Here is a 22673-nt window from a genome sequence, read left to right on the forward strand (position 1 = left end):
GTCTTCGCTTCACAGCGCTGAAAATGAAAAGGGCCTGCAACCGCAGACCCTTTTTTACCCGTATGGATTGGGTGTTAACCGCCGAAACCTACATCCTTGATGTTCACCTGGGTGACTTCACCGTACTTGGCGGCGATGGGTGCCACCTTGGCTGCATTGCCAATCAGTACAAACTGCAGCTTGTCTTTGGGGAAGTAGGTATTGATCAAACGCTGGGTTTCTTCCAGGGTCAGGCTATCAACTTTACGCTCGAAGTCATTGATATAGCTGTTATCAAAGCCATAGAGGTACATGTCAGACAAAAGCCCGGCGAGCTGGCCGCTGGTTTCAAACTTGGGCGGGAACTGCCCCTTCACATAGGCCTTGGCCGAATCCAGTGTTGCCTGATCTATCCCCTGCTCCCACAGGCGGGCATAGGTTTTCAGCGCCAGATCGATGGCGGCTTCGGTCGTGTCGGTTTTGGTGAAGGTGCTTATCTGGAACAGGCCACTATCGCGGTATGAAGCAAAACCGGAGCGGGCACCATAGGTCAGACCGGCATTCACACGCAGCTCATCATTGAGCCAGGAGGTAAAGCGACCACCGAGAATGGTGTTCACCACGGTTAAGCCCACGGCGTCCGGGTTGTCTTCAGAAATCCCCATACCACCAATCAGGAAAGTGGTTTCCATGGCGTCTGGCTTGTCCACCAAAAGCACCCGGCTCTTTTCCAGCACCGGCAGACCTTGTTTCAAGGATTGCTGCTGGGGAGCTGCATCTGAGCGCCATGCGCCGAAGGTGCGGCTCAGATGGGTTTTCATGTCGGCCACATCAAAGTCACCCACCACAGAAATGGAGGTGTTGTTGGGCTGATAAAAACCTTTGTAGAAAGCACGAACCTGCTGCTGGGTAAGGGCGGCGACCGACTCACTGTTTCCACCGCTGGCGTTGCCATAGGGATGCTCGCCGTATACCAACTTACCGAAGTAGTTGCCCACCACGGCTCTTGGGCTTTCCTTGGCCTGAATGAGTCCACCCACTTCGCGCTGCTTGAGCTTGTCAAATTCGGTGGCATCGAAGTCAGGGCGCAGCAGCACATCGGCGAACAGCGGCAGCATGGTATCCAGGTCCTTGGCCATGAATTTGGCACTGATATAGCTGCCTTCTTTACCGGCTTCGGCGCTTAAGCTGGCACCCAGAAAATCCACCTGGTTTTCGATATCACGCTTGGACTTGCCGGCACTGCCGAGCATCAGACCTTCGGCCGTCAGCGCTGAGATACCTGCACTGGTGTCGTTCACCGCACCGGCACGTACCACGGCGTTCACTGTAATGAGCGGCACTTCTTTTTGCTGCATCAAAAACACAGTCAGGCCGTTATCCAGAGTCACCTTTTCATAGGCGGGCAGCTGAAACGCGGCGGCTGCCGGTTCCTGCGTGCGCTTAACGTCCTGGGTAGCGGTGCAGCCGGCCAGAGCCAGTGCTGCCACAATCAACAGAGGTTTATATTGCATCATTTGTCCATTTCCTCCTCGGCAGACAACACGGCCACGCTGCGGTTGGCCCGTTTCAGATAGGTTTGCGCCACGCGCTGAATATCGGCGGTGCTGACCTTGTTGTAAGCCTCGGGGGCATTGAACAGCTTATCGAAGCTGCCGAAGAAGAGTTCGTAGGTACCCAGGGTATTGGCTTTACCGTTGATGGTTTCCATGGCGCGGTAAAAATCCATCAGCTTGATGTTTTTGATTTTTTCAAGCTCTTGCTCGGTGACACCCTCGGCGGCAATGCGATTGGTTTGGGCAATCAGCTCCTGCTCCAGCGCATCGGCCTTCACCCCGGGAGCACCCACGGCATAGAGGTAGAAGAGGTTGGGGTCGAACGACATGGGGAAATAGGTGTCGGCTTCCAGCGCCAACTGGCTGTCGACCATGGATTGATACAGGCGCGAGCTGTTACCGGCACTCAAAATACCCGCCAGCAATTCCAGCGCGTAGTAGTCTTCGTGGGACGTGGCAGGCACATGGTAGGCCATCATCACGTTGGGCGTGCTGGCAGAAGGCTTGTGAATAAAGGTTCTGCGCTCACCTTTTTGCAGCGGCTCCACGGTTTTCACTTCGCGGGGTGGCGCCTGAGCAGGAATCGGGGCGAAATACTTGTTTGCCAGAGACTTTACTTCGGCCAGTTTGACATCACCGGCAATCACCACCACGGCATTGTTGGGAGCGTAGTAGGTCTTGTGATACTGCACCAGATCGTTCAGGGTCCAGGCGGCAATATCCGATTCGTGGCCAATCACAGGCCAGCTGTAGGGGTGGGCGCGGAAGGCGACGCCTTTGAGTTCTTCCATCAGAACCCGGATATTGGAGTTTTCCAGGCCAGTGCTGCGCTCTGAGGTTACCACGCCGCGCTCGCTTTCAACCATATCGGCATTGATGTCCAGATTGGCGATACGATCGGCTTCCAGGTCGAAAATGGTTTCAAGGCCGGAGGCGGGGAACCAGTCGGTGTACACGGTCAGGTTTTCGGTGGTGTAGGCGTTGTTGGCGCCACCGGCTGCTTCCATGGTGCGGTCAAACATCTTGGGACCGTACTTTTTCGAGCCGTTAAACATCATATGCTCGAAAAAGTGGGAGATACCTGTAATGCCCGGAGCTTCGTTGCGCGAGCCCACTTTCCAGAACAGATACATGTTGGCGTTGGGGATGGAAGCATCTTCCAGCACCATGATTTTCATGCCGTTATCCAGGGTAAAACTCTTGATATCGGCGGCAGTGGTGGCCTGGCTCATCATGGGGGCCATTGCCAGCCCCATTGCCAGAGCCAGGGCTGATAGCGTTCGCTTCATCTCGCTTCCTGCTCCAAGTGGTTAAATGGTGTATTACTTTGGTTAATCCGCCATTTAAAAGCAATTTCCCCAACGCCAGCAAGGGTGGACAGAAAGATTGAGGTTTAAAAATTGTAAATGAAAGTGATACCGGCTGGATGACGCTATCCGGCCCATGCAGAACGCTGAGCCACCCACCGCTGTAGAACCAGAGTAACCAATCAGCTTGGGGTGCGTAAAAACACCACGTCTTTATCGACAATTTCCAGTGCCCAGCCGCGCTCGGCCGCTATCCAGGCGAAAGTCTCATCGGAGTAAAAATTGATATGGGTGGGGTCGTTTTTATAGTGCCAGCGGCTAAAGGCCTCGGCTGAGAGTACCCGCTTGGTCATGATGGCGAGCAGGGCACCCGGTGCAAGCAGGTTTGAGAGTTCATCCAGTAAGGCGCGGGCGTCGGCCACGTGCTCAATGACTTCGGTGAGCGTCACGCATTGATACCGGGCTGCCAGTACGGCGCGGTCAGGGAAGTAATAGAGATCGTATGCGGCAAACTCAAACCCTTGCTCGCGAGCCATTTTGGCGAGGAGGGCGCCGGCGCCGCAGCCATAATCCAGGCCTTTGTCGCCGGGGTTGAGACGTGGCAGCAAGGGGGTGAGGGTCCGGCTTAAAAAGCTGCGATAACCTGGGCTGTCTTCACCATTGTCGTGTTTGTCGTACTCGGCCTTTTCGTCCTCTGCGCTTAGATGGAAGGGCGCAGGCACCTGCACCAGGGCGCAGCAGCGGCAACGGTAATAGGGACGACGGCGGTCTTCGGCAAACAGATACAAGTCGTTGCCACCGCACAGGGAACAGGAAAAATTCATGGTTTGGGGATCTTGCGCTCTTTACTGGCCGCCTCTTTGGCTTCCCGCAGGTATTTTTGCTCGCGACTTTCACGTTCATCGAACTGGGCTGCGGCCTTGTCGCGCTGGGTATCTTCCCACTCGCCCAGCTGCTGGCGTTTAAGCACATCTGCCTCACGGCTTGAGGTTTCAGCTGCGGCGGCACGGGCCTTTTCAAGCTGCTCTGCTTCGGTTTTTTGCGCCTGTTCGCGGGCCTTATCGGCCTTCATCACCAACCGGGGCTTGGTATCGTCGGCGGCGTGAAGTGGTGTAGCCATAATAGTGGCTACGCAGAGGACAAGCAGCAGTTTTGGTATGGTCATACAGTTCCTTCCCTTGGAGAGTCGCGCAGGGTGAGCCAGCTTATTGTCCGGCCAGTGGACAGGGAGCGCAACCAAAAAGACGCTTTCACCGGGTAGTGACGCCTTAAGCGCTCATCAGTCAGTTTCGCGTTCAGGGTCAGTCAAATACCTTTGCCGCACCGCCTCCGGCATGGCCTCAAGGCGCCTGCTTATCATGGCATCAAAACACTGAAGCATAGGGCGGATGTCCAGCCCCGGCTCCAACTGTGCCAGCGCACAGGCCGCAGCCTCCAGAGTGGACAGGCTATCGCTGCGGCTGGCTTTACGGATTCGATATGCCGATGGCGAATCCGGGGTGAATGCCAGCTTGGGCAAGCTGTGAAGCCAGGGGTTGAGGTGATACATCTTCAGCGCCTTGCGCCAGGTACCATCCAAGAGCAGCAGCACCCTGGATTCCGGCTGGCCCCCAACAGACGGAAGGCTGAATACCTCACCATCATCCGCCGGATACACCAGCACAGGCGCTAAATTCTCGGCTTTAAGCTGTTGTCGCAGCGGAGTAAAATCCGCTTCAGACTCGCCGACAAAAATCCTCGCCGTGTCGAGGATGAGCGGCAACAATCGGGCACTGTTTTTCCCATGGTCGACTTCCGATGGATGCTGCAATACCCACACCCGGGTGTGGGCAGCGACGGGCGATATGGCATTACACAAACAAACTCTTATTGGAAAATGGCACTTTACACAAAAATCCCGGGACACCCTGAACACCCATTGCAACGCATTTTGCACATAATAAAAAAAAGCCCGTCACGGGGAAACCCGGACAGGCCAAAGGGTGATAACTGAGGATTAGTGTGTGGCTGGTTCCTGATGCCAATGGCCAAACCGTGGCATTAACATGATGACCAGGAGCACCAGTGCCAGGCCGCCCATGGTGTAACCAATGGCGTAAGGTGCGGTCAGCGGCGTCAGCTGTACCAGTGCGGTAATGACAGATGCACCACTCATTTGAATAAAACCGAGCAGCGCAGTGGCAGTGCCGGCACGCTCACCGAAGGGTGCCAGCGCCATACTGGTGGCTGGACCAAGCAGCAGCGCAAAGCCCACACACAGCAGCATCATAGGCAACATAAAAGCAAAAGATGCGGCCATGGGTGATGCCCACTCAGGCATTTGCAATACCAGCTCCAGTACCGATGCCAATATCATCAGTCCCAACGCCACCAATACGGTTGGACGGTTGCCAAGCTTACGGATCACCACAGGCGCCGCAAAACAGGCCACGACGTTCACCAGAGCATTGAGGCCAAAGAGCCCGGAAAACGCCAGTTCCGACACGCCCAGCTTGCCAATCAGCCAGATGGACGAATAAGAAACGTAGCAAAGAATCGCAGCCATGGCGGCCATACAGGTCACGGCATAAAACAGGAAATGGCTGTTTTTCAGAACAGGAGCATAACGTCCCCAGCGGTACAGTGGGCCTGTGGATTCAGTATGTACAGGACGGGTCTCCGGCAAACGGTAGCCCACCACCAACAGCATCACCAACCCATAGAAAGCCATAAAGGCAAAGGTCGAACGCCAACCAAACTGAATTGCCAACAGGCCACCGAGGGTGGGTGCCAGCGCCGGGATCACGCAGATGGCGCCATTGAGGTAACTGTAGATACGGGCACTGTCTGCCGGGCTGTAGCTGTCACGCACCGCGCTGAAGGCCACAATGGAAGTAGAGCAGGCGGCAAGCCCCTGAAGCAGGCGGGCCAGTTGCAGCAGTTCAAATTCCAGCGCCGCCATGGCAAGTAAGCTGCTGATCACATAGAGCACTGTGCCGAAGAGAGCCACAGGACGGCGACCGTATCGGTCGGCCAAAGGCCCAATCAACACCTGCCCCACACCCATGGCAAACAAAAACAGCACCAGGGTCGACTGCACCTGCCGCTCATCCACGCTGAAATCCAGCGCCATGGCAGGCATTGAGGGCAGATAGATGTCGATGGCCAGCGGGCTTAACAGCACCAGAGACATCAAAATGGGCAGCAGATTTCGTTGCATGGGAAAGTCGCAGGTTGGGAAAGAAAAATTATAGGCGAAGTTTACTCCTGCCATGGTATGAACAGAAATGGTATAAAATACTTTTAAAAATTCCCCTCTGGAATATCACATGCAACTGGACAAGCTGACACGCATCGATCTCAACCTCTTGGTGGTACTGCAGGTACTGCTGGAAGAACAAAGTGTCACCCGCGCCGCCGTGCGCCTGAATCTCAGCCAGTCTGCCCTGTCCAAGAGCCTGAGCCGACTGCGGGAAACCCTGGGCGATCCGCTGTTTTCCCGCACCGCCCACGGACTGAAACCCACGGCCCATGCCCTGGCACTGGCCGAGCGGCTGCCGGGAGTGTTGCAGGCGCTTAATCAGCTGGTGATGCCTCCCAGTTTCGACCCTGCCAGCAGTACCCGCACCTTCAGCTTTGCCATGGTGGAAAGTGCGTACGAGACACTGATCCCCGGCTTTATCGGCCCTCTGCTGTCGATGGCACCGGGTCTGCGACTCAATTCCTATGTGTGGAACGAAAAATCCATCAGCGACCTGCAGCTGGGGCAGATTGATTTTGGGATAGACGGTATCGATTTGCAGCCGGAAGCCAACTTCCGTATCGACAGCCTGCCGGAAGGTATTTGCCATCAAACTCTGTATCAGGACCAACAAATTTGTCTGGTGCGCCAGGGACACCCGGCCATATCGCGGCTCGCGGCGGGAAAATGGGATCTCGACAGTTATCTGAATCTGGCCCATGTGCAGGTGCGCTGCGAAGGTAACGACTGGTGGGCGCTGGATTACTATTTGGCGACCCAGGGCAAGCAGCGGCATCTATGCGCCACTGTGCCCGATTTTTATGGCGCCGCCAGCGTCTGTGCCAATACCGATCTGGTGTTTACCCTGCCAGAGAGCTTTGCACGCCATGCCTCCAAGCTATACGCGCTGGAGATGTTGCCCCTGCCCTTTGACTTTATGCCTCTGGCCTATGTGCTGCTGTGGCACCAGCGAAATGACGGCGATCCCGGCCACAGATGGATCCGTGAGCTTATCACCGAAAGCGCCCGTAAAAGCTTCGGTGAGAAGCTTAAATGGACGCAAGATTAACCATATTTCACGTGATTATGGTGCACTTTTTACGCAGACTGTCAGCACGACATTCGCCCAGGAGGCATTATGATCTACAGTCAATTCCACACTCCCCCCTTGCGTGAGCGCTTCAGCGGATTCCGCGGGCTGGCCATGTTTATCGCCGGATTTGTGGTGCTGGGTCTCAGCCTGGTGATGCTGCCCTTTGTCTTGTTGGCAGGCGCCGTGGCCTTTGCATTAGTCAGTGTGTTTGGCCGGGTTTGGCTGGGTAAACTGCAGCGCCGGGCACAGCAAGCCCAGGCTGCCCAGCAATCCCAGAACACCTTTTACGGGGAAGAGGCATTTATTCGCTTTCGTGACCGTGACGCATTCCGTCCACGCCCCCATCAGGGACGCACCTTCGAACACGATCCGACCGAGTAAATTCAGGTACTGATATCACTGCTCCGGGGCGTCCTCACCCTGCCCCGGCATCTCCAAAAGCAGTTCTTTGGCTCTCTCCAGGGCCTTTTTTTCGTCTGCATTAACAGCCAGCTGCAGCACATTTTCCACCTGGGTCGCCAGGGATTGCCACAGCGGCATAATAATGGCGTACTCTTCTTCATTGGCAAGCCGTGCTGCCTGAACCAGCAGGGCTGCGGCTTCCACCACATCGATTCGCCCCAGAATGCCATCGGCCAGCGCAATCGACAGCTCCAGCATGGCAGGCACATTGTGACTGAACCTGATGACTTTGCGCAGGTAGTCTTCGGCGAGGGTTAAATCACTGCCAAGGGTGGCCTCGTCATGGAGCATGTGTCGGGCACGCAGCAACATGGCGTCCAACTGCCCCTGCTCGGCAGCTTCTGCAAGCCAGCGCTCGGCACCTAGGGCGTCTGCCTGGCAGCCTTCGCCCCGACTCAGCATCAAGGACACATGATACTGCGCCTGGGGGAAACCGCCCCGCGCCGCGGATTCTATATGACCAAAGGCCTCAGTCAGGCGCCCCTGCTGATACCTGAGCACCCCAAGATTGGCTTCGGCTTCGGTATGGCCGCTTTGTGTCGCCTCTGTGAGCAAAGATTCGGCTCTGGACAGATCCATTGCCATGCCCAGCCCGGTCAGGGCAAAGTACCCCAGCAAGGCCTTGGCATCCTCTACTCCTTGCGTGGCGGCCTCGGCAATCAGGGCTATGCCTTTTGCCTCATCGGCCTGCCCCTGATAGGCGTGGATAAACGCCACCCCCAATTCATAGCGGGCTACTGGAAGACTGTGTGACGCCTGGGTAAACCAATATTGCGCCTTGGCCAGCGCCGCTGACGCTGTGGGCTCATCATCCGAACCTTGCTGCGCATCCCGTGCCAGTAAGCCCTGGGTTTTAAAGGCCATACCCAGCAAATACTGGGCCTCGGCATCATCCGCCATCACAGCACGGTAACAGAGTTCTCTGTTACTGAGCTCATCGAGGGGCTCAAATTCAAAGGGGGTTGCTTCAGCGCCCCGGCCCGACAGCTCGGCCACCAGCAGGCAAAAATTCAGCAGCGCTTTGTGTGCCAGGGCAAGCAGCGAGGCTTCATCGAGGTGATACTTTTCCGGATGGGCACCACGGTTCCCATCTGCCCTGAGCCTGTGCATGGCACGTACCTGACGCACCCCCAGCAAACGCGCCTGTGACAAGGCCTCGATGCGGTTGTAGAGATTGGGGCTGTCGAACGTCAGTTTGTTTTCAGCGAGAATGCCGGTGAGGTGATAGAGGGCGCTGCGCAGTGACAGCAGCGCCTGGGCGGGAACGTCTTTGGCAAAGCGTCTGGCACGGCAGTATTCCTCGGCAAGACCGGCATCGAAGGCCGCAATCATTGCGGTATCTGTCAGTCCCTTGCCAGCCATAGCTTTGCTCCTTATGCCTGGGCTCTGTTAACCATGTAGAGGCGGAACAGCGCCACGTTAACAAACAGAGCTACAAAGGAAAATCCTGCATCAACAATCAGTTGCAGTGGAACACCGACTCCGGCTACCAGTTGCGACAAGGTGCCGCCCACCAGAGACAGGGGCACATACAACAGCAGCAACGCCATGGTTTTGGTTACGATGGAAGACGAAAAGCGGAAGCTGGCCTTGATGGCTTCAAGAGGCGTCAGACGCTCCACCACCACCATAAAGTTCACATAGGCGAGGCGAGCGAAGAGATACAGGCTTATCCCCAGACCAATCAGCCAAAGGGGGCCAAAGGCGGCAGCGATAATCACGGGTGCCGCAATCGCCATGCCGGAAAACACCCCCGCCAGCAGCAGAGGTGGCACAAAGGGCAAACTGGCTTTGAGTACAGAGCCTGTAGACAGCTCATGGCCTTCGCTGCGCAGCTGCAGGTACAGCGTCAGGGCGGCAATCAAAATGGAAAAGATGATAAGCATCATCATCATGGCGAAAAAGTGTGGTGAACCGAACTGAGGATTATTCACATCGACTTTGGCAAATTCACTGCCCAGCCACAGTTGGATACCTGTCTGCGCCAACAGCAGCGGAATCGTCAGAGCAGCAAGTTGACCCAGGTGATTGCGAAAAAAGTTATAAGCTTCGCTCAATATAACAGACAGTGACATATGGCTTTCCAACCGATTAGCGTTAAATTCTATCCGGCCACCAGACTAGTCTGCCTGACCGGAAATGGACCCCTTATTTAGTGCGCCTAGAATACCCAAAAACCCCGGCCCATGCACAGGCCTTAAGCGGCTATCCACCATGATATGACGCAAATTCCGTGCATTTTTTACCTGGCTTTGTCTAGAATAGCCCCCTGACGTTGAGATGAATCACCTACAGGATGTCCCTGAATGAAACGAATCGCTGCCCTTTCTCTGTTATTTTCCGCTATGGCACTGTCTTCTTCCGCCAATGCAGTGGATCTGGGCTCTCTGGCCTCCGACACCCTCAAGCAAATGAGTGGTAGCGCCACCCAGCCAACAGCAACGAGTGCTCAGGTGCAAAGTGGCGACTTGCTGGGCAATCTGATGGCGCTGGGTTTAAATCAAAATCAGGCCGAAGGTGGCATGGGAGCACTGCTCAAAATGGCACAAGGCAGCCTGAGCGGCGGTGAGTTTTCAAGCCTCAGCAGCGCCATTCCCGGTGCCGAGCAGATGCTCGCGGCGGTACCTGCGCTGGACAGCAATAGCGGTATGTCTGGTCTATTGTCCAAAGCCGGTGGCCTTGGCAGCTCTCTGCAAGGCAGTGCCATGGTTTACGATGCTTTTGAAAAGCTTGGAATTTCACGTGAGCTGGCAGCCCCCATGGTGGATGTTGCCAAAAACTATCTTCAAACCACCGCCGGTGATGATACTGTTGGCTTACTGATGAAAGGCTTGGGAAGCCTGCTGTAACCCATAACGTCCCCGGGAGGCCATGATGATTAGCGCCCTGAAAAAATTGCTGAACCAGCGTCTGGGTGACACTGGCCCCCGTTTGACACAATCAGAAGCGGCGGCAGCACTCTTGATTGAAGTGGTGTTGGCCGACGAGGATCTTTCCGGCAGCGAGCAACAGCTGCTGCCTGAGTTAATTGCCAGGCTCACCGGGGTGAGCACAGATGAAGCCCATAACCTGATAACAAACGCCCTCGACCGCCATCAACAGGCGATTTCTTTTTTTGAATACACAGACTTGATTAACAAACAGTTTGATTTGGCCGAGAAACAGAGCCTGATCCTGGCCATGTGGCAATTGGGTTTTTCCGATGGTGAACTTTGCCAATACGAAGAGCAGATCATCCGTAAAACGGCCGATCTGCTCTATCTCAAACACAGTGAACTGATACAGCTGCGTAATCAGGCAAAGGCTGGCTAAGCCAGTTGTTTGCCCATTTCCATGCCCTGTCCATGCATCCTGGATAACTTTTCGGCCAGCCCACTTAAATCCACCTTGATGCCGGCCAGAATGTTAATCTGTGCCAGCCAACTGGTGCGTTCTTCATCGGGAACTTTGTCCCAGTCGGCAGCAATTTGCTTCGCCATGGCCAACATACCGGCGAGTTTGGAGTAGGGTTCAGCGGATTTGGGCTGATTCTGAAACTGAATGCCCTTCACCAGGCTAGGCGTAAACTTCCAATTCTGGGCCAGCAGAGCACCGATTTCGGCGTTGTCGTACCCCAAAATCTCTTTTTCCATCAGATGCCGGTCTGCACCTTCGGCAACTGCGGCGGCTATAGTGGCGGCCGCAGCAGGGTCGCCGTTCACAATTAAGAGCTCACCGATGGAGTGCAAAATACCGCAGGTAAATGCCTCTTCCGGTAAGGTTCCCAGACGTTTTGCCAGCTCCTGACAAATAATGGCCACTTCAAAGGTATTGCCCCAAAAGTCAGCCAGATCGAAGCCTTCCACTTTGGGAACCGCGCCGACGACGGCAGAGGCAATCACCAATGTCCTCAAGGTCTGCATGCCCAGGCGCACGACGGCATCATCAATGGTGCCCACTTCCCGTGAACACCCGAAACGGGCCGAGTTGGCAAGCCGCAGCACCCGAGCACTGAGTACCGGGTCATGGGACAGCTTTTCAGACACGGCTTTAACAGTGGAGTCTTCGTTATTCACTATGTCCAGAAGTTCGGCAATCGCTTTGGGAAGCCTTGGTAATTCATCAACTTTTTGAAGCAGTGCGGCTGAATGCATGGGACTTTCTCCTCTGGGTGACAAATAAACTATAGTCCAGAAGATTCAGCCGCCAGCGGGGTTCAGGGTTTAGTAAACTTAAGTACGAATCTGTCGCTGTGGCCCCGGATACTTTTATCAAACACCGAGATATCCAGCGGATCGGACTTGTTGGCCAGCGCATCCAACTCACCGTCATACCTGAAACCTGCCTCTGTCATTTTTTCTATTACCAGGACGGGATCCATGCGATGCAGCTGCTCTGCCACGTCGGCACCGCTGCCGGGTTTAGCCCTGTGATCGATAATCGCAACCTGGCCACCGGACTTAAGCGAGCTCAGCATCAGAGCCACCAGCTTATCCACGTCAATCGAGGGCCAGTCCTGGGTGCTGTAGAGCGCATCATGAAATCCCAGCACGAAAAATATCCGGTCAAAACTCTGGTCGACAAAGTGCAGATCATTTGCCTCAGCCAATAAGGTTTCCACATTGGGTAAGCGGGCAGCGTAGTCCCTTTGCTTGAGTTCATCGCCGGCAAAGGGCAGGTAAGCCTGGTTGTTGTGGGCCACCACCCGACCATCTTTGCCGACGGCACGGGCAAGCAGCTCGGTGTAATAGCCACCACCGGAAAAGAGGTCCAGCACCTTTTGTCCGGGCGCCACCTCAAAGTAACTCAGGATAAGGTCCGGCTTGCGCTGGATATCCCGTCCACGATCGGCTGCAGGCCGCGCTTTATCAGTCATTGCATTGCGAATATGCGGACCAATTTCACGGGCATCGACCACCGCAGGCACCAAAAGGCTCAGAGCCAACAAACTCCATACACTCACAGCTTTCATGTTTTTCCCCCAATAGTTATTTGCACCACCATCTTGGTAAATAAAAGGTTTTTTATCTGTTTATTATTTGTAAATATTTGCTTTTATTGAGGAAAAGTGTAAGGAAATGTTTGCCGGTTAAATTTCGAACTGCTAGCTATATCAGTGAAAGCCAATACAACACAGGAAGGTGGATATGGGTAAATCGCTGATGCAAAAAGGTACGCTGGGCATGTTGGGCGCCTTGGTCACCCTGGGGCTGTTCGTCTTTATGGCCTATCTGGTAAAACAGCCTCCGGTGGAATATCAGGAGCAGACTGCTACGCCAGAACCCCTGGTACACATGCCGGACAGAGAGGAACCAAGACCCATTCGAGATACCACGCCACCGCCGATGCCTGAACCGATAAAACCGGTGGAAATCGCCACAACCGCGGAAAGCTCAGGAAGTGAAGTAGCGGTAGACTCACCCACGATAGAACTTCCGCCGGTATCCCACGGCAGTTCAAACTTTGGCAACTCAGACTATGATGCCGTGCCGGTTGTGCAAATCCAGCCCAACTACCCCATCAGCGCCGCCCAAAACGGCAAGGAAGGCTTTGTGGTGTTGGGCTTTGATATCGCCGCCGATGGCAGCACCACCAATGTGCGGGTGTTGGACGCCAACCCCAAACGCACCTTCGATGCCGCCGCCCGCGACGCGGTAAAACGCTGGAAGTACAAACCCAAGATGGTCGATGGCAAACCCGTTGGTGTGAGTAACCAGCAAATTCGCCTCGACTTCAGCCTGGATCAGCGGATTTAACAGGCGCCACCGGCTTTACGCTGCAAATGCCCCTTCTGCCACCACAGCAGGGGCAACACCAGCATCAGCAGCATGATGGCGTAGGCCATACGCTCACCAAGGGACAGCCCCAGCGCAATACAGAATCCAAGCCCCAACAGGATCCAGTGGCGGGACGAGGTACCCAACAGGCGCCAGGCAGCCAGCATCGACATGGCATAGATAATCACAAACACCCCGTTGCTCCAGGCAATCAGCTGTTCCAGATCCTGCTCGAACACAAACACCAGCGTCAGCACCGCTGCCATGGCGCCCAAAATAGCCGTTTGAGCACGCACCGGCACCCCATGATCATTCAGGCGCTGGAAATAGCGCGGCATAATGCCCTCGCGGCTGAAGCTCCACAGCAACCGGGCAGCACTGCCGGCATAGACGTTTACAGTGGCCAGGCCCGCGGAAACGCCCAGCACACCAATCACCTGAGCACCGCCGCCCCCAAGCAGGGTATCGAATACTCCCATCATGGCCACGCCCGTGACGGATGGCACCAGCCACAGCAAGCTGGTGCAGCCCAGATAAATCAGCCCCACCAGCACTGTGCCCAGCATCATGGCCGGGATCATGTCTTTTTCCGGCTCGCGAAAATCGTGTGCCAGGTGGGTCATGGCCTCAACCCCGAGGAAGCTCCAGAAGGCGATGCCTGCAGCCAGCATCATGGGGCCGGTCTGCCAGGCTGATTCAAAATCCGGCAATTTGACGGCGTGATGTTGCACCCCCAGGCCCATAAAGAGCGCGAGCACCACGGCCACTATCCCCAGGGTCAGAGCGAACTGCGCCTTGGCTGACACCTGCAATCCCTTGAGATTCGCGAACCACAGCAAACCTATGACCAGCAGCTGCGCGACTAACAGTTCAGCACCCGCCAATGGCAGTATGGCGGTGACAAACTGAAAGGTCATCAAAATGGCGGCGGGCGCCCCCATGGGGATCACCAACAAAAAGATAAGCCCGATGCTGCGCCCCAGCGTACGGCCAAAGGCCTTTTCCACAAAGAAGGCTGGCCCGGCAGCATGGGGGAAACGACTCGCCAATCGGCCAAACACCAGAGTCACGGGAATAATGGCAAGGGTCAGTAACGCCCATGCCCAAAGTGCGCTGGTACCGGCTTTGGCCAGGGTCATCTGCGGCAAAATAAACACCCCAGTGCCCAGTAAAGTGGTGGCCATGAGTCCGGCGCCTTGCCAGCGGCCGATCGTTCCTTTGATATGTTCCATCTGTTAGATTATTGCTGCGGGAAATTAGGCAAAGTATAGCCCTGAGTCGGGTCACATTCTGCCGCCCTTCTCCAGCACTAGGTTGACTTTAGCCGTCATTTTAGCGGTTTTTAACCACAATTCCGGCATTTCGTCGGCAAATGTTAATCATCGAGGAGTCTTAAGGTTGGACAAGTTTGATCAGGCCATTATTCAGGCATTGCGCCAGGACGCCAGAAGAAGCATTTCAACCATTGCCGACGAAGTGAATCTGTCTCGCAGTGCGGTTTCAGAACGTATTAAAAAGCTTGAACAATCCGGGGTGATCCGCGGCTATCAGGTACTCCTGTCCGAATCGCAAAAAGAAGGCGTATCGGCCTACTTTGAAATTCAGCATAAGTGCCCCCGCTGTGCCGATGTGGTGCACGTGTTCCATGCCATTCCTGAAGTGCTTACCTGCCATGGGATCTCCGGTGATATGGACCTGCTGGTGTATGTCCATGCCCCCTCCATGCGTCGCCTGCACGAAATCCGTGAATATATCGACACCCACACTGAAATTGTAAAAATCAAAACCCACGTGGTGATGAGCGAGTGGATTAACAATCTCGCGCCCTGACCTCAAGCACATTCAGATCCTATGGGTGTGGAAATCAGCAAACGGCAGGACAATGAGTGCACGAATTATTAATCCAGCGGTCAGATTCCGCCTCACTCGCTACGGCTAATTGTGACCATGAAATAGTACAACTGTGATGCACAGGTGTTCTATCTACGCGGTTTTGAGCCAAACCGATGGACTGCGTGACAATTAGCGAGACCTAATGCTAAGTCTGACAAAATTAGCCTGTTAACTGCCAAGGTTAGGGGTACACTAAGGTCACTGTTATCCAATCCCTTTTCACCATGGATCACTTGCATTCGAGTACTGCCGAACTCAATTTGTTGTGGGGCTCTTTGATTCTGGAGGAGCTCACCCGTCACGGTGTAATGCACCTGTGCATGGCACCGGGCTCCCGCTCGACACCACTGACGCTGGCTGCCGCCGCCCAGGACAAACTGACCCGGCATCTGCATTTTGATGAACGGGGTCTGGGGTTCCTCGCACTCGGGCTGGCAAAAGCCAGCAAGGCACCGGTGGCCATCATCACCACCTCGGGTACCGCCGTGGCCAACCTGTATCCAGCCATTGTTGAAGCCTCCCTGACCCACGTGCCCCTGATTATTCTCTCCGGGGACAGACCCTGGGAACTGATTGGCTGCGGCGCCAATCAGGCTATTGATCAGCCAGGTATTTTTGGCAGCTATGCCCGCCAGCTCAACCTGCCGACACCGGATCTGCGAATTGGCCCGGAAGTGCTGCTCAGTGCCCTCGATGAAAAGTTGGCCAATCTCGACCGGCCGCTGCACATCAATTGCATGTATCCCGAGCCCCTGTACCCCTCTGACCACAGGTTCGAGCAATTCGACGGCTATTTAAGCCGTCTTGGCCAGTGGCAGGATACCCAGGCACCTTATCTCTCGGTGGCCAATGCCAACCTCAGCGCCTTCCCGCCCAGGGATGCCATGATGCGCTTTGTCCACGGTAAAGGGGTCATAGTCGCAGGCACGCTTACCGAAGCCGAAGCCCCGACAGAACTCATCACCTTGTCGCAAAAACTGGGTTGGCCGCTGCTGACCGATGCCCAAAGCCAACTGCGCCAGCATCCGGGCGCCATAGGGCATATCGATCAGCTGCTGTTGAACCCCAGGGCCCGTGCCCTGTTGGATCAGGCCGAACGGGTACTGGTCTTTGGCGGCAGGCTCCTGTCGAAGCGTCTTATCAGTTATCTGGCCGAAAAAGACTGGCACAGCTACTGGCAGGTATTGCCCCATCAGGAACGACTCGACCCCAGCCACAGCAACAAGCAACTTTGGCTTGGGCGGGCGGGGGATCTGTGCTCGCTGGATTGGCCCCGCTCATCTGAGGCCAACTGGGCTGCGCAGCTCATCACCTTAAATCAATCCGTTGAGCAGGACTTTATCCATCATATTGATGGCGGAGAATTCGGCGAGGCGCAGGTTATTCGCGCCATAGCGGCCAGTCATACCGCCGAGCAGCAACTCTTTATCGGTAACAGCCTGCCTGTACGCCTCTACGATATGTTTGCTCCCATAGGCTGCTGCGCCGCGTCCACCTATACCAACAGGGGCGCGTCCGGCATCGATGGTCTTATCGCCACCGCCTGCGGTGTGGCCCGTCATCAGGGGCGCCCCACCACCCTTATACTCGGCGATTTGTCGGCACTGCACGACTTGAACTCATTGGCACTCGCCCGGGATTGTCAGTCGCCCCTGGTGATAGTGGTACTCAACAATGATGGCGGCAACATATTCAACTTGCTGCCGGTGCCCACAGAAGAGCTTCGCAGCCATTTCTATCGACTCAGCCATGGGCTGGAGTTTGGCTATGGCGCCGCCATGTTTGGCCTGCCTTACGACCGGGCCGAAGATATGGAGGCCTTTATCGATGCCTATCAGGCGGCGCTGGAACACCCGGGTGCCTCTGTGATTGAAGTGACTGTGGCGCAGGATCAAGCCAGCAATCAGATAAGGAGAATGGCCGAGTGGATACGCAGCCGCTGAAGCCCTGCCTGCTGATGCTGCATGGTTTTTTAGGTTGTGGCAGCGACTGGGATACATTAACGCCCGAACTTGAGCCCCACTTTCGCTTGCTCACCCCCGACTTACCGGGGCACGGTATGACGCCTCTTGACGTGCAGTTCGACGATAGGGCCGAGAGTCAGCTTGGCGGCAATGGCAGCAGCCCGTTTGACAAGGTCTGCCTTGTCCTGCTCGACTGGCTTGATAAACACGACGTGACTGAGTTTCACCTACTGGGTTATTCACTCGGTGGCCGTTTAGCCTTACACCTCGCCCATATGGCGCCGAGCAGACTGCTTAGCCTCAACCTCGAGTCCTGCCACCCGGGGCTTGTGAGTGGCGGTGACAAGACCGAACGGCTCGCGGCCGATAGTCGCTGGGCCGAGCAACTTGCCTCCAAACCCCTGCCAGCGTTTCTCGATGTCTGGTATCGGCAGGGGGTATTTGCCCATCTCGATGACGATGCCCGTCAGGCACTGGTGGCTCGGCGCAGTGGGCAGCATAAAGAGGCAAACCGCCAGGCCTTGGTGCAGATGTATCTGGCCACCTCACTGGCAAATCAAGATGACCTCAGGGCCGTGCCCGCCGCCTTGCCCTGCCCGGTGAATCTCTATGTGGGTGAGTGGGACCACAAATTTACCGGCCTCGCCAACCAGTGGCAGCAGCATCAATCTGGTATCCACTTGTTTACAATCCAAGGCGCTGGCCACAATTGTCATGCCGAGCAGCCAGGCCGGTTCGCACACAGCCTGCTTCAGGGCATATTCCATCACTCCAGCATGGGTCAATCGCATGTCTGAACTTTCTTTTGCCCTCTACCCTTACCGCATCGCCCTCAGTCGTCCGCTGCCCGTGGGTAAGCAGCGCATCATGCATCGCACAGGTTTGGTGCTCGAAGCGAGTACCGGCGAGAAAAGGGTCTTTGCCGAGATTGCGCCCTTAAGCGGCCCGGATATGGATGGCGCGCCCATCCTTGGCTTCAGCGCCGAGTCCATTGACGACTGCATTGATACGTTAAAAAGCGGCTTGGCTGGCAGAACATCATCAGATGCAGCTGATTGGGTGGCCAAGCTTGAAGCCATGGCCGATTCGGTTTCGCAGGACGCTGTAGCCTGGGGGCTTGGTATACTTGCTGCCCAACTCAACGAACAACTTAGTGAGCAGTTGTCTGATGATATAGCCCACCCGATGCCGGACATCCCACTTATCTACCTTGGCGAGGACGAGCCGTTGGAGGCCGTGCGAAAGCGTGTCAAAGCGCTGCCAGCACAGACCCGCTTCGTTAAGGTAAAGGTGGGCCAAACCTCCATGGAAACAGAGCTGAAGCTTATCCATGGGATTCTTGCAGAGCGGCCACAACTGAAGCTGCGGCTCGATGCCAATCAGGGCTTTGAACTGGACGATGCCATTGATTTTTGTGCTTGCCTGCCCAGGGATGCCATCGACTATATCGAAGAGCCCTGTCGCAACCCGGCCGACAATCCAGCACTCTTCCGGGCCGTTGGTATCGGCTATGCGCTTGATGAGTCTCTTGCCCTGTCAGACTTTCACTTCCCTGAAGATCCCCAGTCTCAGGGGCTGAGGGCATTGGTGTTAAAGCCCATGCTGCTGGGCTCGCCCGCCCGGGTGCAGGCATTTATTGATGACGCCCACTCGCGGGGCATTCGCTGTGTTATCAGCTCAGCACTGGAGTCGTCATTGGGTATCTCAGCGCTGGCGGCCTTTGCCAAACAGGTCACCCCGGAAGAAGCACCTGGGCTCGACACCCTGTTTCCCTTTGAAGCCGACTGCATCGTCTCACACGGACAGAAGCGCTGTCTCACGCCAGAAGCCCCCGGGCCTGTGCTTGGCTGTGAACTCGGAGCCTCGCTGCTGTGAGCCCTCAGCGTTCAACCTACCCTCAGCTGTCCATCTCGCCACTGCAGCAAGCAGCGGCCACCTGGCCCGATGCCCATGCACTGATAACGCCGGAATACGTGCTGTCTTTCGAGTTGCTGGCCAGGCGGGTGCGAGAGGTCGCTCAGCAGCTTAAGGCGCAAAAGATAAAGCGTCTCGGGGTGATTGGCCCGAACAGTGTCGAGCAGATAATCCTCTACTGGGCCTGCGCCGAAGCGGGCGCACTTTTTTGCCCCCTGTCATGGCGATTCCCAGAATCTCAGCTTGAAGGCCTGATACGTCGCTTTGCCCTTGATGCCCTGCACGCCCCGGCACTGGACAGGCTCTGCCCTGCATTGCCCCGTATTCACCTTGAGGACACGACCAGGGGGATGGCCGCAAGCACCGAGGCACCTCCTGTCGCCGCAATCCTCGATTTGTTGCAGCCGGTCAATCTGGTGCTGAGTTCAGGCTCCACGGGCGAGCCCAAGGCGGCAGTGCATACTCTGGCCAATCACATTGCCAGTGCAGAGGGAGCCCGATGCCTTATCCCACTGTCGCCGGGCGATCGCTGGCTCCTGTCACTGCCGCTGTTTCATATCGGCGGTATAGCCATTCTCAATCGCTGTGCCCTCGCCGGGGCGGCGGTGGCCTTACCGGAGCAGCAAACGCCGACAAAGCAGCGGTCGGTCGCACAGGCCATGTCAGCACTGTCGCCCACCCATGTCTCTTTGGTGGCGGCACAGCTCACTGCCCTGCTTGAGGACTCTCCAGACTCACTTAACTCGGTCAAGGCGTTGCTGCTGGGGGGCGGCGCCATCGGCGGGGCCTTGCTTTCACGACTTGAGGCGCTGGGGATCTGTGCCTTTACCAGTTACGGCATGACGGAAATGAGCTCGCAAATCACCACCGGCCCCGCCAATAGCCAGGGTGCCAGCGGCGCCCTGTTGCCGGGACGGGAGCTCAGAATACGTGAGGGGGAAATTCAGGTGCGGGGCGAGACCCTGTTCCTGGGGTATCTTGAGGAGGATGGCCTCAGATTACCGCTCACCGATGACGGCTGGTTTGCCACCAAGGACTGTGGGTATCTGGACGAATCAGGCAGGCTTTTTGTGTCGGGACGGCTCGATAACATGTTTATCTGCGGCGGCGAAAACCTGCATCCGGAAGAAATTGAAGCGGCGCTGTGCCAGCATCCACAGGTGCTGGAGGCCATCGTTTATCCCAAAGCCGATAACACCTTTGGCCTCTTGCCCCATGCGCTGCTGCGCTGCCGCAATGCCATGCCCACCCAAGCGGAATTGGATGACTTTCTTGCAAGCCGTATCGCCCGCTTTAAACGGCCTCGCGCTTATCAAGCCTGGCCCGATGTGGCAACCCGTGGCCTGAAAACCAACCGTAAGGCGGTGGTGGCCGCAGCGCTGCGCGCCGGTGAACCACAGTGAGGCCAGGGCGCCAAAACCTGTGAATGCCTGACGGATACCCATAAACAAAAAACCGGCCAAAAGGCCGGTTTTCTTTTACGTAAGCTTAATCAGGCTTCCATACGCGCCTTGAGCTTGTTCATGGCGTTCTTTTCAAGCTGACGAATACGCTCGGCCGACACCTGATATTGCTCGGCCAACTCCTGCAGGGTGACCTTGTCGTCATCCAGCCAGCGGGCACGCAGAATATGCTGGCTGCGCTCATCGAGGGTCTTGATGGCGGAAATCAAACGGTTCTGGGCATTGGATTCCCAGTTGTCGTTTTCAATATTGGCAGCCAAATCGGAAGAGTGATCTTCCAGATAGTGCACCGGGGCGAAGCCTTCATCGTCGTCGTGATCGTTTACCAAATCGAAGGCTTGATCCTGAGCCGCCATACGCGACTCCATTTCGGTCACATCTTCTTTGGACACACCCAGGTTTTCTGCCACCATGGCCACTTCGTCGTCTGAGAACCAGCCCAAACGCTGCTTGGCTTTACGCAGATTGAAGAACAGCTTGCGCTGGGCCTTGGTGGTGGCCACTTTGACAATGCGCCAGTTTTTCAGCACATATTCGTGAATTTCTGCCTTGATCCAGTGCACGGCAAAAGACACCAAACGCACACCCACATCGGGATCGAAGCGTTTAACGGCCTTCATCAGGCCAATATTGCCTTCCTGGATCAGGTCTGCCTGTGGCAGGCCATAGCCTGAGTAGCTCTTGGCCACATGAACCACAAAGCGCAAGTGGGACATAATCAGCTGCTTTGCTGCCTGCAGGTCACCGGTTTCCTGCAAACGCTTGGCGAGCTGATACTCCTGCTCCGCCTCCAGCATGGGCATGCTGTTGACCGAGTGAATATAAGCTTCAAGGCTACTGGCTCCCTGGGGGACCATCAGTGCCATTGATTGCGTTTGTCCAGTCATTGGTACTCCTGATTACTTCTCACTAAAGCCCGTATTCGACGCCGGATGGCGGCCAAACCGAGCTGATGAACTATCGGCCATCTGACATGTCATGTCAAGCAAGCATCTGGCATCCAAAATGCCCGTGGTGAGCACTGAGCCGTATTTTCGCTCTGCAAATTGGACATCACAAGTGAACATTCGTTCATTTATCAGCCAGAATGCCCGCTGACTCAGGATGGCTCTATCGCCCTAAGGTGCTGACGCACAGACAAATAAGAACCAAGCCAACCGAGGAAAGACGCCAGAAACACCAGCTGCACCAACTCGGTAAAGCTTAAGGAAGCCATTTCAATATCGCTGCCGTAGAGCCCGAGCAGCTCGGCAATGGCGCCATCGAGATACCACACCAGCAGGTTAATGATGATCCAGGCCAGCATACCGCCTATCACGCCATACCAGATACCTGTGTACAAAAACGGCCGCTGAATAAAAGCCTCGGTGGCCCCCACCAGCTTCATCACCTCGATTTCATTGCGCCGGTTCATGATAGCAAGGCGGATGGTATTGCCTATGATAAGCACCACAGCCACCACCAGAAGCGCGGCTAAGGCAAGCACGGTGCGTTCGAGCAAACGCACCACGGCCTGCAATCGCTCCAGCCACTCTATATCCAGCCGGCCAAAGCTGACGCCCTGCTCACGCTCAAGCTTGGTCAAAAGCTCGCGGGCACCTATGGGGCTTGAGTATTTCTCGGTGGGCAGCACAGTCACCACCGCGGGCAGGGGGTTCGAGTCCAGATAGGACAGCGCTTCACCAAAGCCTGACAGGCGCTGGAATTCAGCCAGCGCCTCATCCCGGTTGATGTAGTGCACCTCGGCGACTTCCGGGTACACCTTGATGCGGGAAATAAGGCTTTGTATCGCCTGCTCGTTCTTACCCTCTTCGATAAACAGCGAGATTTCGGCGGCGTTATTCCAGGACTGGGTAATGGAATCGGCGTTTTTGACCAGTACCTGCAACGCGGCAGGCAGACTCAGGCTTACACCCAGCACCGCCATGGTCATCAGCGACGATACCGGATTGCGCCACAGCTCACCGATACTGGCCATCCCCTGCTGAATGTGGCGGATGAAAAACATCACAATTTGCCCACTGATGGGCAGCTTGCTGCGGGTCAGTTCGCCATGTTCGCGCATC

Annotated in this window: 23 protein-coding genes; 10 read left to right on the plus strand and 13 right to left on the minus strand. The window is 55.9% G+C overall.

The genetic code is table 11. The features are described 5' to 3' along the window. Positions 1-74 precede the first annotated feature (74 nt). The 6 genes from JQC75_RS17710 to JQC75_RS17735 form a co-directional block, all read right to left on the minus strand. Positions 75-1496 (minus strand): M16 family metallopeptidase, encoded by a 1422-nt coding sequence (locus JQC75_RS17710; RefSeq protein WP_203325329.1) that lies wholly within the window; start codon positions 1494-1496, stop codon positions 75-77. Continuing rightward, the gene (locus tag JQC75_RS17715) at positions 1493-2824 is read right to left on the minus strand and encodes a M16 family metallopeptidase (RefSeq protein ID WP_203325330.1); all 1332 of its coding nucleotides are present in this window, start codon (positions 2822-2824) and stop codon (positions 1493-1495) included. Before JQC75_RS17715 ends, JQC75_RS17710 begins: the two co-directional genes overlap by 4 nt. Positions 2825-3024: 200 nt before the next feature. After that, entirely contained in the window at positions 3025-3666 is a 642-nt protein-coding gene (locus JQC75_RS17720) for a class I SAM-dependent methyltransferase (RefSeq protein ID WP_203325331.1), read from the minus strand. Continuing rightward, a complete protein-coding gene (locus tag JQC75_RS17725) occupies positions 3663-4007 on the minus strand; it encodes a hypothetical protein (protein WP_203325332.1) in 345 nt (114 codons plus the stop codon). The genes JQC75_RS17720 and JQC75_RS17725 overlap by 4 nt, the downstream gene beginning before the upstream one ends. A gap of 114 nt (positions 4008-4121) precedes the next feature. Then, positions 4122-4700, minus strand: a complete 579-nt coding sequence (locus tag JQC75_RS17730; RefSeq protein ID WP_239002043.1) for a tRNA-uridine aminocarboxypropyltransferase — start codon at positions 4698-4700, stop codon at positions 4122-4124. Between the two features lie 138 nt (positions 4701-4838). Continuing rightward, positions 4839-6041 carry a multidrug effflux MFS transporter gene (locus JQC75_RS17735; protein WP_203325334.1) on the minus strand — a complete coding sequence of 401 codons (1203 nt, stop codon included), beginning with the start codon at positions 6039-6041 and terminating at the stop codon, positions 4839-4841. A 109-nt stretch (positions 6042-6150) separates the two neighbouring features. On the opposite strand from JQC75_RS17735, the gene JQC75_RS17740 reads away from it, so the two are divergent. Beyond that, the gene (locus JQC75_RS17740) at positions 6151-7131 is read left to right on the plus strand and encodes a LysR family transcriptional regulator (protein WP_203325335.1); all 981 of its coding nucleotides are present in this window, start codon (positions 6151-6153) and stop codon (positions 7129-7131) included. A 69-nt stretch (positions 7132-7200) separates the two neighbouring features. Then, the gene (locus JQC75_RS17745; protein ID WP_203325336.1) at positions 7201-7536 is read left to right on the plus strand and encodes a hypothetical protein; all 336 of its coding nucleotides are present in this window, start codon (positions 7201-7203) and stop codon (positions 7534-7536) included. A gap of 15 nt (positions 7537-7551) precedes the next feature. Here JQC75_RS17745 and JQC75_RS17750 read toward each other — a convergent pair whose 3' ends face one another. Both JQC75_RS17750 and JQC75_RS17755 read right to left on the minus strand, forming a co-directional pair. Then, positions 7552-8979 (minus strand): DUF4145 domain-containing protein, encoded by a 1428-nt coding sequence (locus JQC75_RS17750; protein ID WP_203325337.1) that lies wholly within the window; start codon positions 8977-8979, stop codon positions 7552-7554. Between the two features lie 11 nt (positions 8980-8990). Next, on the minus strand, positions 8991-9692 hold the full coding sequence (locus tag JQC75_RS17755) for a hypothetical protein (RefSeq protein ID WP_203325338.1): 702 nt from the start codon (positions 9690-9692) through the stop codon (positions 8991-8993). 231 nt (positions 9693-9923) lie between these two features. Here JQC75_RS17755 and JQC75_RS17760 point away from each other — a divergent pair, with 231 nt between their 5' ends. Continuing rightward, complete coding sequence (locus JQC75_RS17760; protein WP_203325339.1) at positions 9924-10466, plus strand: DUF2780 domain-containing protein; 543 nt, start codon at positions 9924-9926, stop codon at positions 10464-10466. A gap of 22 nt (positions 10467-10488) precedes the next feature. Further along, on the plus strand, positions 10489-10929 hold the full coding sequence (locus JQC75_RS17765) for a tellurite resistance TerB family protein (RefSeq protein ID WP_239002044.1): 441 nt from the start codon (positions 10489-10491) through the stop codon (positions 10927-10929). Here JQC75_RS17765 and JQC75_RS17770 read toward each other — a convergent pair. Both JQC75_RS17770 and JQC75_RS17775 read right to left on the minus strand, forming a co-directional pair. After that, positions 10926-11750, minus strand: a complete 825-nt coding sequence (locus JQC75_RS17770; protein WP_203325340.1) for an HDOD domain-containing protein — start codon at positions 11748-11750, stop codon at positions 10926-10928. The genes JQC75_RS17765 and JQC75_RS17770 overlap by 4 nt on opposite strands. A 62-nt stretch (positions 11751-11812) precedes the next feature. Beyond that, a complete protein-coding gene (locus JQC75_RS17775; protein ID WP_203325341.1) occupies positions 11813-12568 on the minus strand; it encodes a class I SAM-dependent methyltransferase in 756 nt (251 codons plus the stop codon). 175 nt (positions 12569-12743) lie between these two features. Between JQC75_RS17775 and JQC75_RS17780 the strand changes: the two genes are divergently transcribed. Then, on the plus strand, positions 12744-13352 hold the full coding sequence (locus JQC75_RS17780) for an energy transducer TonB (RefSeq protein ID WP_203325342.1): 609 nt from the start codon (positions 12744-12746) through the stop codon (positions 13350-13352). Here JQC75_RS17780 and yjeH read toward each other — a convergent pair. Then, on the minus strand, positions 13349-14605 hold the full coding sequence (gene yjeH, locus JQC75_RS17785; protein ID WP_203325343.1) for an L-methionine/branched-chain amino acid transporter: 1257 nt from the start codon (positions 14603-14605) through the stop codon (positions 13349-13351). The genes JQC75_RS17780 and yjeH overlap by 4 nt on opposite strands. A 166-nt stretch (positions 14606-14771) precedes the next feature. Here yjeH and JQC75_RS17790 point away from each other — a divergent pair, with 166 nt between their 5' ends. The 5 genes from JQC75_RS17790 to menE all read left to right on the plus strand — a co-directional run bounded on the left by JQC75_RS17790 (position 14772) and on the right by menE (position 20547). Then, entirely contained in the window at positions 14772-15203 is a 432-nt protein-coding gene (locus JQC75_RS17790; protein WP_203325344.1) for an Lrp/AsnC family transcriptional regulator, read from the plus strand. Positions 15204-15490: 287 nt separating this feature from the next. Continuing rightward, positions 15491-17209 (plus strand): 2-succinyl-5-enolpyruvyl-6-hydroxy-3-cyclohexene-1-carboxylic-acid synthase, encoded by a 1719-nt coding sequence (gene menD / locus JQC75_RS17795; protein ID WP_203325345.1) that lies wholly within the window; start codon positions 15491-15493, stop codon positions 17207-17209. Continuing rightward, complete coding sequence (gene menH / locus JQC75_RS17800; RefSeq protein WP_203325346.1) at positions 17191-18027, plus strand: 2-succinyl-6-hydroxy-2,4-cyclohexadiene-1-carboxylate synthase; 837 nt, start codon at positions 17191-17193, stop codon at positions 18025-18027. The genes menD and menH overlap by 19 nt, the downstream gene beginning before the upstream one ends. Next, positions 18020-19105 carry an o-succinylbenzoate synthase gene (menC, locus tag JQC75_RS17805; RefSeq protein ID WP_203325347.1) on the plus strand — a complete coding sequence of 362 codons (1086 nt, stop codon included), beginning with the start codon at positions 18020-18022 and terminating at the stop codon, positions 19103-19105. Before menH ends, menC begins: the two co-directional genes overlap by 8 nt. Further along, entirely contained in the window at positions 19102-20547 is a 1446-nt protein-coding gene (menE, locus tag JQC75_RS17810; RefSeq protein WP_203325348.1) for an o-succinylbenzoate--CoA ligase, read from the plus strand. The genes menC and menE overlap by 4 nt, the downstream gene beginning before the upstream one ends. 89 nt (positions 20548-20636) lie before the next feature. Here menE and rpoH read toward each other — a convergent pair whose 3' ends face one another. Together rpoH and ftsX are read right to left on the minus strand one after the other, a co-directional pair. Next, positions 20637-21494, minus strand: coding sequence for an RNA polymerase sigma factor RpoH (gene rpoH, locus JQC75_RS17815; RefSeq protein ID WP_203325349.1), 858 nt, complete (start codon positions 21492-21494; stop codon positions 20637-20639). Positions 21495-21706: 212 nt separating this feature from the next. Then, positions 21707-22672, minus strand: a complete 966-nt coding sequence (ftsX, locus tag JQC75_RS17820) for a permease-like cell division protein FtsX (RefSeq protein WP_203325350.1) — start codon at positions 22670-22672, stop codon at positions 21707-21709. Between the last annotated feature and the right edge of the window lies 1 nt (position 22673).

It is taken from the genome of Shewanella litorisediminis, from assembly GCF_016834455.1.
GTDB classification, from domain to species: Bacteria; Pseudomonadota; Gammaproteobacteria; order Enterobacterales; family Shewanellaceae; genus Shewanella; species Shewanella litorisediminis.

What these genes read in the sequence shown, in the direction of transcription:
- menC (WP_203325347.1), top strand. Translation starts at nt 18,020, where the DNA reads ATGTCTGAACTTTCTTTTGCCCTCTACCCTTACCGCATCGCCCTCAGT.
- JQC75_RS17735 (WP_203325334.1), bottom strand. Translation starts at nt 6,041, where the DNA reads ATGCAACGAAATCTGCTGCCCATTTTGATGTCTCTGGTGCTGTTAAGC.
- JQC75_RS17775 (WP_203325341.1), bottom strand. Translation starts at nt 12,568, where the DNA reads ATGAAAGCTGTGAGTGTATGGAGTTTGTTGGCTCTGAGCCTTTTGGTG.
- JQC75_RS17710 (WP_203325329.1), bottom strand. Translation starts at nt 1,496, where the DNA reads ATGATGCAATATAAACCTCTGTTGATTGTGGCAGCACTGGCTCTGGCC.
- JQC75_RS17765 (WP_239002044.1), top strand. Translation starts at nt 10,489, where the DNA reads ATGATGATTAGCGCCCTGAAAAAATTGCTGAACCAGCGTCTGGGTGAC.
- yjeH (WP_203325343.1), bottom strand. Translation starts at nt 14,605, where the DNA reads ATGGAACATATCAAAGGAACGATCGGCCGCTGGCAAGGCGCCGGACTC.
- JQC75_RS17770 (WP_203325340.1), bottom strand. Translation starts at nt 11,750, where the DNA reads ATGCATTCAGCCGCACTGCTTCAAAAAGTTGATGAATTACCAAGGCTT.
- JQC75_RS17750 (WP_203325337.1), bottom strand. Translation starts at nt 8,979, where the DNA reads ATGGCTGGCAAGGGACTGACAGATACCGCAATGATTGCGGCCTTCGAT.
- JQC75_RS17760 (WP_203325339.1), top strand. Translation starts at nt 9,924, where the DNA reads ATGAAACGAATCGCTGCCCTTTCTCTGTTATTTTCCGCTATGGCACTG.
- JQC75_RS17725 (WP_203325332.1), bottom strand. Translation starts at nt 4,007, where the DNA reads ATGACCATACCAAAACTGCTGCTTGTCCTCTGCGTAGCCACTATTATG.
- rpoH (WP_203325349.1), bottom strand. Translation starts at nt 21,494, where the DNA reads ATGACTGGACAAACGCAATCAATGGCACTGATGGTCCCCCAGGGAGCC.
- JQC75_RS17755 (WP_203325338.1), bottom strand. Translation starts at nt 9,692, where the DNA reads ATGTCACTGTCTGTTATATTGAGCGAAGCTTATAACTTTTTTCGCAAT.
- JQC75_RS17740 (WP_203325335.1), top strand. Translation starts at nt 6,151, where the DNA reads ATGCAACTGGACAAGCTGACACGCATCGATCTCAACCTCTTGGTGGTA.
- ftsX (WP_203325350.1), bottom strand. Translation starts at nt 22,672, where the DNA reads ATGCGCGAACATGGCGAACTGACCCGCAGCAAGCTGCCCATCAGTGGG.
- JQC75_RS17720 (WP_203325331.1), bottom strand. Translation starts at nt 3,666, where the DNA reads ATGAATTTTTCCTGTTCCCTGTGCGGTGGCAACGACTTGTATCTGTTT.
- JQC75_RS17780 (WP_203325342.1), top strand. Translation starts at nt 12,744, where the DNA reads ATGGGTAAATCGCTGATGCAAAAAGGTACGCTGGGCATGTTGGGCGCC.
- JQC75_RS17745 (WP_203325336.1), top strand. Translation starts at nt 7,201, where the DNA reads ATGATCTACAGTCAATTCCACACTCCCCCCTTGCGTGAGCGCTTCAGC.
- JQC75_RS17715 (WP_203325330.1), bottom strand. Translation starts at nt 2,824, where the DNA reads ATGAAGCGAACGCTATCAGCCCTGGCTCTGGCAATGGGGCTGGCAATG.
- menD (WP_203325345.1), top strand. Translation starts at nt 15,491, where the DNA reads ATGGATCACTTGCATTCGAGTACTGCCGAACTCAATTTGTTGTGGGGC.